Source organism: Massilia frigida (genome assembly GCF_011682175.1).
Lineage (GTDB): Bacteria > Pseudomonadota > Gammaproteobacteria > Burkholderiales > Burkholderiaceae_D > Telluria_A > Telluria_A frigida.
This window is the reverse complement of record NZ_WHJG01000045.1, coordinates 44,075-51,022: the sequence shown is the minus strand read 5'-3', so window position 1 is coordinate 51,022 and position 6,948 is coordinate 44,075. Positions and strand designations below refer to the sequence as shown.

Genomic DNA, 6,948 nt, shown 5'->3' with positions numbered 1-6,948 from the left:
AACTTCTGCACCATCCGCTCCTGCCTCGACACCCTACGCAAACAAGGGCACAGCATGCTGGAAGTGCTGCGCCGTGCATTTGCTGGCGATCCGATCAGGCCAACTGCGTAGCGGCTGAATAGTTACTGATGGCGATCAAAGGTGGAATTGGTTTATGGAAATGCCGTATGGCATTCGCACGCTCTAAATGCGACGATACGTCACGTCACTTACTCAAAGGTAACCATGCCGTCCATTTCCATAACCCCAGAGTTCAGGACCTGCGGCCTATGGCAGACCTGCTTGCTGAGCTATGCGACAGCACTGGTTCTTTCTTTTTGCTTATCGGTCGCAGCTGATTCAATCGCCCTGCAGTTGGGCATCGTCATGCTTGATCCACCATCTCGTTCGGCGACATTCTCCGAATTTTTTGGTGCCATTTTTTTTGCGCCACTCTTTGAGACACTTCTGGTCGGACTGACTATCCAGGTTCTTTCCAAATATTTCCATCGACCATTTCTTATCGCCGGCATATCCGCAATGATTTTCGGAGGCGCACATGGCCTAGTTGCCGTATCGTGGTTTTTTGGGACCGTCTGTTCCTTTTTTGCATACTCGTACGCTTATGTTTACTGGAGCAGCCAATCACTCCGTAAAGCGTACGTGGCGGCATGCGTGCCCCACATGCTGATCAACCTTACAGCGATGACCTTGGTTTGCCTGGGGTAGTTAATGCCGACACCTGTCGTGCAGCAGGCAAGAACCAGGTTCAGCGCTCCAGGATGATTTTATCCGCAAGCGCGGGCGACGCTGCGCTCGGCATCGGCAATGGCTGCATTGCGATTCTCGTCCGCCAAATACTGACGCTCCCCCTTTTTGTCGATCTGGACGACGCGCCCATCGCGGCGGACCAGCGTCAATTGCTGGCGCGCGTTGGTGCATTCAATCGCCTTGTTGCTCGCCCGAATCTTCGCATTCTCGGCGTCGATTTTCTCCGCAGCGAGCTTTTGCTGATTCTCGCTTTTGGCCGGCGCGCCAGGCGCGGCTTTCGGTACGGGTGCGGATTTGGCCGCGACTACCGGCGCGCTCGGCGGCGCGGCCTGCGTCAGCGGCGGCAGCGGGGCTCCGGGCTTACGGGCCGGGTCCCAATTGGCGCCCGGGCGGTCATCCGCGTATTTCTCCTTTTGTTGCTCCTGCTTGCGTTCCAGCCTGCTCTGCGCGTTGCGTTCGGCCAGGGTCGGCATCTTGTGCGGGCGCGCGTTGGGCAGGTCGCACGGTGCGTTCTGGAAGGTGTAATGGCCATTCGCACCCTTGCATTTGTTCAGGCCCGCATGGGCCGTGGCGCTGAGGCCGGCAAGGATGAGCGCGAGGTAAAGCGGACGTGTATTCATGCTGATGAGGATGTTCTTATGAGGTGTAGGGCGTGGCCCGGGCGCGAAAAGCGTCGCGTGGATTTTGGCAGTAATACAACTTTTTGGCAAGCAACATTGTTCACGCAACCAAGCGGGGCCCGGCGTTAAGCATCGCTAAAGATCGTCGGCGTATAACTTTGTTCACCACTTACAGAGGAGGGTGATATGAAAAACCTGATGCGCGAGAACAAAGGCTGGCTGCTGTTTCTGTTGTTATTCGGTGTCTTCCGCACCGCCATCGCGGACTGGAACCCGATTCCGTCGGGGTCGATGCGGCCCAGCCTGCTGGAAGGCGATGTGGTCTTCGTCAACCGGCTCGCGTACAACGTCAAGATTCCGCTGACCGATGTGGTGCTGGCACGCGTGGGCGAGCCCCGGCGCGGCGATGTGGTGACGTTTTCGTCGCCCACGGACGGCACCCGCCTGATCAAGCGGCTGGTGGCACTGCCCGGCGACATCGTCGAAATGCGCGACGAACAGCTGATTATCAACGGCCAGGGCGCCAGTTACGCGGCCGCCGGCACGGCCATGGAGCCGCTTGCCCACGCCGCCCCTGTCGCCGCCCAGCGCATCGACGAAACCTTCGACGGCCACCGCCGCCGCATCCAGGTCATCCCGCAACTGATGGCGTTGCGCAACTTCGGGCCGGTGACCGTGCCCAGGGACCAGTTCATGATGCTGGGCGATAACCGCGACCGCAGCGCCGACTCGCGCATGGTGGGCATGGTGCCGCGCCATCTGCTGATCGGGCGCGCCGAGCGCATCCTGGCGTCGGCCGATATCGACGGTAACTGGATGCCGCGCCTGGAACGCTTCGGCATGAAGATGCCCTGAGTAACACCCCGTCCGCCTCCTTTCCCGCTTTCCCGTCGCCCAATGCTGTTGTAGTTTTAATACATTTGAGCCGGCATCATCTATCCGTATTCAATCGGTAACTCCGTCTGATGCATCGTAGCAGTCCCCGATGCGCGGACGGATGAGTCACCTTGTCCTTCCCTGCGTAACCGGAGGCCGGCCACCCATGGCCCGGCCGGGCCTGACTTACGATCAAAACAGGGAGACAACAACATGGTTCTGAACGAGCGATGGCGCGCGCGCCTTTGTGCACTGGCGCTGGCGGCCGCTTTTCCCGTGGCGGCGAGCGCCGGCAACACCGGCGTGGCATTTGTACATGGCACCGGCAACCACCCCGACGCCACCAACGAATACTGGACCCGCGAGATGATCGACGCGGTCCGCAAGGGCTTGCCCAATCCCGCACTGTACGTGGTCGTGGCCTGCGACTTCTCGAAGTACGCGTGGGCACCGGAAGCGAGCGGTTGTCTCGGCAAGCAGCTGAGCGCCTTCATCGCCGCCAACAACATCACCGACCTGGTGGTCGAAACCCATTCCCACGGCGGCAACATGATGCGCTGGCTGATGTCGAACCCAACCCAGGACAGCCGCTTCCCCGGCATCATCACGACCATCCGCTGGGTCAACGCGCTGGCGCCATCGTCGCTGGGTACTCCGCTGGCCGACGCCACCATCAGCGGCAACGTCTTCGAATCCTCGCTCGGCTGGCTGCTGGGCCAGCAGTCGGACGCGGTGCGCATGCAGCAGGTCAGCTGGATGGCGAACTACAACGCCACCTGGATGTACGGCACGGCAGGGCGCCCGGCGCTGCCCAAGAACTTCTATGCGGTGGTCGGCACCGACGTCAAGACCATGGTCTTCGACAGCGCCAGCTATTGCGGCGGCTATCCCACCCAGCTGGGGCTGGAAATCACCCAGGCCTGGCTGCCGGCCTGCTCGGACGGCTTCCTGTCGTGCGCCAGCCAGGCCGGCGCGGGCAGCACCTGGTTCCAGGACAAGGCCAGGCTGGGCGGCGAAACCCTGTCGCACAACCAGAGCCGCCGTCCTTGCTTCGGCCTCGACGCTCTCCTGCGCAACGATCTGTAACCGGGACTACCAACATGCCTACCAAACACCAACTGTCCTTCCTCCTGCCCGTCTTGCTGGGCACCCTGTGCGGCAGCGCCGTTGCCGCCAGCCGCCTGGAGCTGCTGCCGGCCCAGGCGGGCGACCTTGCCGCACCTGCCGCGCTGGCCCGGTCCAGCCGCTTGAGCATGGCCACTGCCATCGCCGCGCCCGAAGGCCGGCGCGACGCGGTCGCCGTCAGCTGGGCCGCCGGCGCGCAGCCGCTGGCCAAACCGGCGCCGTTTGTCGGCGAAAGCCGCGAGTACTACACCGAAGTAAGCGCCGCCGAACTGGCCGCCGGCGTGGCGATCCGCACCAGCGCGCCGCAGGCCGTGGTGCGGGTCCATCCGACCGGCGCGGCCAGCGCGCGCGGCGTCAAGGCAATCGACCCGCGTGCCATCCGCGTGCGCACCGCCCAGGGCAAGGATTTTAATAACGGTACCGGCATGGACATGCTGGTCGACGCCGACCGCCTGGCCAAGGCCGGCCATGGCTTCGCCCAAGGCACCTCGGCGTTCCGCCTGCATCCATCGCTGGGCGCGGGCAGCTTCACGCTGCGCGCCGATGCACCCGCCGCCGATGCGGGTGCGCGCTACCTGGTCAATGTCGTCGAGCCGGCAAGCACGGTCGCGCTGACCCTGCGCACCGATGCGGTTCATTACCTCCATGGCCAGGAACTGGTGATCCATGCCGATGCCCTGGAACCGTCCGCGCTGCGCGGCGCGGCACAACGCCGCACCCTCGACAAGATGGCCGCCGTGCTGGTCTCGCCCGCCGGACGCACTTTTCCGCTGGAGTTCAAGCGCGGCCGCGACGGCATGCTCACAGCGCGTCACCTGCTCGACGCCGACGAAAACCCGGCGCCGGGCCTGTGGGAGGTGAGGGCGGCGGCGGAAGCGGGCAGCGGCAACGCCACCGTCAAACGTTCGCTGCGCGTGGGCGTGGCGGTCGCCATGCCGCAAGCCCGTTTCGACGGCAACGTCAACCTGATCGACCAGACCGACAAACTGGTCGCGCGCTTCGGCGTGGAAGTCGGCGCGGGCGGGCGCTATGAAGTGCGCGCGCTCCTGTACGGCATGGTCAACGGCGCCATGGCGCCGGTGGCGGTGGCCCATTCGGCGGCCTGGCTTGAGCCGGGCGCCGGCAACATCGAGCTGGCGTACGACGCGGCCTTGCTGGCCGGCGTGCGCGGACCGTACGAGCTGCGCGACCTCAGCCTGCTCGACCAGAGCCGGGTCGGCCTGCTGCACCGCCAGCAGCGCGGCCTGGTGATCGACGAGCGCGAAGCGCTGCGCGCCGGCTTGCGCGCAGTTGCCGCTACGCCCGCAATTGCGCGCAAACAAACCCAATAAACCCTACTCACCACCACCGAAGGAAACCTCCGCATGAAAGCAGCAATCAAGCTGGTACCACTGGCGTTCGCCATGGCCGCCTGCCTCCCCGCCAAGGCGTGGAACACCGAAACCCACCGCCAGATCGTGCTCGACGCGGTGCAGTTCATGAAAACGCACCCGAACCAGACCAAGTACGCCAAGCTGCTCGCCGGCGTCAACAAGGCTGGCTACACGATGGACCAATTCGCCGCCGTCATCGGACAGGGCGCGCACGACGTCGACTACTTCGAGGATACCTATCTGTGCGGCGCCACCACCGGCAACTGCCAGACCTCGCCGGCCTGGGGCGCGGGTTCGGACCTGGCGCGCTACACCTCGTTCTGGCACTTCCAGAGCCACACCCAGGGCGCCGACGTGCACGGCAACGACTTCGGCGGCTACAACTACCAGAAGATGAACAATGCCGGCGATATCGATACGCTGGCGGCGGCCTGGCTGGTCAACGACTACCTCGACGACGGTCCCGGCAACCTGGGTGGCTGGTTCGGCTATTCGTCCAAGTACAACAGCTACGGCATCACCGAGGCGCGCTACCGCCAGGGCAGCTACTCGACGCGCGCCATGTACGAGGATTACCAGGCGTTCCCGTTCCAGCCGATCGACAACCTGGGTCAGTATTTCTTCAGCCGCTTCCTGGCGGCGCCGTCGGCCCAGACGCTCGGCTTCGTGCTGCACACCACCGACCTGCTGCAGCCGCACCACACCTTCGGCACCTTGGCCAACAACCACTCGGGCTGGGAAAACTGGGTCACCGACTACTACAGCAGTGAAAAGCTGAACGACCCGGTGCTGGTGCTGGCCGCGCTGGCGGACTTCACGCCGCTGGCTGTCAACGCCACCGACATCCGCGCCATGCTGACCCAGGGCGGCACCTACTCGTACAAGTACGGCGGCGCGGTGCTGTCGTCGAGCGACCATGCGGTGCGCCGTGGCGTCGCCAAAAAGATGGTGCCGCACTCGATCGCACTGGTGGTGCGCCTGCTCGACCGCGCGGCTGAACGCATGGCCATCTAGGGACATACGGCCCGTCGCCCCCCCCTGCGCGGGGGCGACGGCGTTGCGGTTGGCGGCGCCTGACGGCGGCTGATGTCAACCGCATCCTCCATTCTCCACTTACAAGCAGAAGATGAAAAATTCGAGATGAAGCGTTTAACTACACTCCCGTTGCTGTCCGTCCTGCTGCTTGGATCGGCCAGCGCGCTGGCCGCGCCGACGTGGGATGCCTACGCCAAGGACAGTTGCCAGGCCAACGGCACGCGCCAGTGGTCGGCCAAGATCAAGGGCGACACCGGCAACATGACGCTCGACCAGGTGTGCAAGAGCGTGGTCGGCGTGAAGGTCGGCGGCAGCTCCCTGACCGTTTTGCCGAACCGTTGCGTCTGTTACGCGCTGAACGGCTGGTGGGGCGAATGGAATGTGCCCGACAGCAGCTGCGCGCCATCGTTTTTCCCGGTCGAGAAGGGCGTCTGCTCCGACACCAAATTCGGCGCGCGCGTGTATTCGGCGCGGGTCAACTTTGTCCCGCCGGGCATGAGCTGGGAAACCGCCTGCCGCAGCGCCAAGGTGGCCAACATCGCCGGCTGGGAGCAGCCGCGCTTTCCCGACCGTTGCCTGAACAAGGGTACCGGCGAATGGGGTGAATGGGATTCGATGGACGGCTCCTGCCAGTCGACCTTCGGCCTGCCCGAAAAGAAGCAGTGCAGTGCCAACGGCAAGCGCCTGTACACGGCGCGCCTGGAAAATACCCACACCGACTGGGACTACTCGTGCCAGCACACCAGCGCCATATCGCCGGCCAGGCGTTCAGCAAGCCTGATCGCTGCGTGAAAGAGGTCACCGGCGAGTGGGGCGAATTCAATGTCAACGACAGCAGCTGCGCGCCCAAGTGGACCAATGTGACCAAGGGCCGCTGCTCCGATTCCGGCCGCCGCATCTTCACCGCCAAGCTTAATATCGATAACCTGGCCGACGTCGGCGTGACCTTCGCCAAAGCGTGCACGGAGACCGGCGCCACCTTCCACGGCCCGTCGGGCGAGATCGCCTTCAAGCGGCCGCACCGCTGCACGGCACCGGATGCCGGCGAATTTGAAGTGTTCGACAGCACCTGCAGCCCGGCCAACGACAGCAACGTCGCCGCGCCCGTCAGGTCGTTCATCAAGTCGACCGCGCACGTGGAATTGAGCCGGCGGCGCCGCGCTGTATAA

The 6,948-nt window shown here is 64.1% G+C and carries 8 protein-coding genes; 7 read left to right on the top strand and 1 reads right to left on the bottom strand.

Features of this window, described 5'->3' with window-relative positions:
- The first annotated feature begins 225 nt into the window (after window positions 1–225).
- Window positions 226–708: a CPBP family glutamic-type intramembrane protease gene (locus F2P44_RS29140; RefSeq protein ID WP_167092567.1), complete on the top strand. Its 483-nt coding sequence runs from the start codon at window positions 226–228 to the stop codon at window positions 706–708.
- A gap of 59 nt (window positions 709–767) precedes the next feature.
- Here the strand turns inward: F2P44_RS29140 and F2P44_RS29135 are convergent, their stop codons facing one another.
- Window positions 768–1,460 (bottom strand): hypothetical protein, encoded by a 693-nt coding sequence (locus F2P44_RS29135; RefSeq protein WP_167092564.1) that lies wholly within the window; start codon window positions 1,458–1,460, stop codon window positions 768–770.
- 96 nt (window positions 1,461–1,556) lie between these two features.
- Between F2P44_RS29135 and lepB the strand changes: the two genes are divergently transcribed.
- The 6 genes from lepB (at window position 1,557) to F2P44_RS29105 (ending at window position 6,948) form a co-directional block, all read left to right on the top strand.
- Window positions 1,557–2,225: a signal peptidase I gene (gene lepB, locus F2P44_RS29130; protein ID WP_167092561.1), complete on the top strand. Its 669-nt coding sequence runs from the start codon at window positions 1,557–1,559 to the stop codon at window positions 2,223–2,225.
- A gap of 234 nt (window positions 2,226–2,459) precedes the next feature.
- Window positions 2,460–3,332: a hypothetical protein gene (locus tag F2P44_RS29125; RefSeq protein ID WP_167092558.1), complete on the top strand. Its 873-nt coding sequence runs from the start codon at window positions 2,460–2,462 to the stop codon at window positions 3,330–3,332.
- A 14-nt stretch (window positions 3,333–3,346) separates the two neighbouring features.
- Window positions 3,347–4,702 carry a DUF4785 domain-containing protein gene (locus tag F2P44_RS29120; protein ID WP_167092555.1) on the top strand — a complete coding sequence of 452 codons (1,356 nt, stop codon included), beginning with the start codon at window positions 3,347–3,349 and terminating at the stop codon, window positions 4,700–4,702.
- 33 nt (window positions 4,703–4,735) lie between these two features.
- A complete protein-coding gene (locus F2P44_RS29115) occupies window positions 4,736–5,758 on the top strand; it encodes a phospholipase C/P1 nuclease family protein (RefSeq protein ID WP_167092552.1) in 1,023 nt (340 codons plus the stop codon).
- Between the two features lie 126 nt (window positions 5,759–5,884).
- Window positions 5,885–6,571 (top strand): hypothetical protein, encoded by a 687-nt coding sequence (locus F2P44_RS29110; protein ID WP_167092549.1) that lies wholly within the window; start codon window positions 5,885–5,887, stop codon window positions 6,569–6,571.
- Complete coding sequence (locus F2P44_RS29105) at window positions 6,568–6,948, top strand: hypothetical protein (RefSeq protein WP_167092546.1); 381 nt, start codon at window positions 6,568–6,570, stop codon at window positions 6,946–6,948. The genes F2P44_RS29110 and F2P44_RS29105 overlap by 4 nt, the downstream gene beginning before the upstream one ends.